Below are 1,258 nucleotides of genomic sequence, written 5' to 3'. Positions count from 1 at the left end.
TGTAGTGGTACGCTGAATTTGGTCACTTAGTTAGAGGTGATATCATCACCTCATAAGTTAACAGGTGACACTATGACAAAACGTACAAGAAGACTATTTAGCGCTGAATTCAAATTAGAAGCGGCACAACTGGTTCTAGATCAGAACCACTCTGTGACAGAGGCTGCTCAAGCTATGAATGTTGGGAAGTCCACGATGGATAAGTGGGTTCGCCAACTAAAAGAGGAACGTCAGGGGAAAGCACCTAAAGCATCGCCGATGACGCCTGAGCAAATTGAAATACGTGAATTAAAAAAGAAGTTAGCTCGCCTTGAAGAGCATAATGAAATATTAAAAAAAGCCACGGCTCTGTTGATGTCGGACTCACTGAACAATTCTTGATAATCAAGAAACTCAAGCAGAGCCACAGCGTAAAAATATTATGTGAAGTGTTCAATGTTCATCGAAGCAGTTATAACTACTGGCGAAAACGTCCAGTAGAAATTGATGCCGAAACAGCAAAGCTCCGTAGTTTAGTTAGCGAGGCACATGCCGCAAGCAACGGTTCTGCGGGAGCGAGAACCATTGCTGACATAATAACGAGTCAGGGAACTAACCTGAGTCGCTACAGAGCAACGAAGTTCATGAAAGCCCTTGGTCTAGTGAGCTGCCAAGTGCCAAAACACAGGTATCGTAAAGCATCACAAGAACATATTGAGATCCCAAACCTCTTAGGCCGCCAGTTTGCAGTTACGGAGCCAAACAGAGTTTGGGTTGGTGACGTTACTTATGTTTGGACTGGCTATCGTTGGATGTACTTAGCCGTAGTTTTAGACCTGTTCGCTAGAAAAACGATTGGTTGGGCAATGTCATTATCGCCCGATAGTCGATTAACTCGTAAGGCTCTTGCCATGGCTTATGAGTCTCGTGGTAAACCACAGGGCGTCATGTTTCACAGCGATCAAGGCAGTCATTATACAAGCCGAAGTTATCGGCAATTACTGTGGCGCTTTCAGATCAAGCAAAGCTTATCTCGACGAGGAAATTGCTGGGATAATGCACCAATGGAACGCTTCTTTAGAAGCTTGAAGACGGAATGGATACCTACAGTAGGTTATCGGAGCTTTGCAGAGGCACAACAAGAAATTACTCGATACATTATTGGGTATTATTGCCAACTCCGCCCGCACCAATACAACGGTGGTTTGACTCCCAATGAATCAGAACGATTGTTCTGGTTAAACTCTAGGAACGTGGCCAATATCAGTTGACCACTACA

General features: G+C 44.4%; 1 protein-coding gene. It reads left to right on the top strand.

What is annotated here, in order from left to right; all coding sequences use genetic code 11:
• The first annotated feature begins 72 nt into the window (after positions 1 to 72).
• Positions 73 to 1,250, top strand: a protein-coding gene (locus AB4154_RS21425) for an IS3 family transposase (protein WP_102420178.1) whose coding sequence is annotated in 2 segments (ribosomal slippage) — positions 73 to 331 and positions 331 to 1,250 — 1,179 coding nt in all. Because the reading frame shifts where the segments join, the coding sequence is not laid out codon by codon here.
• Positions 1,251 to 1,258: the final 8 nt, after the last annotated feature.

This window comes from Vibrio sp. 10N.286.51.B11 (genome assembly GCF_041469245.1).
Classification (GTDB): domain Bacteria; phylum Pseudomonadota; class Gammaproteobacteria; order Enterobacterales; family Vibrionaceae; genus Vibrio; species Vibrio crassostreae_C.
This window is presented reverse-complemented; position numbering and strand designations above follow the sequence as displayed.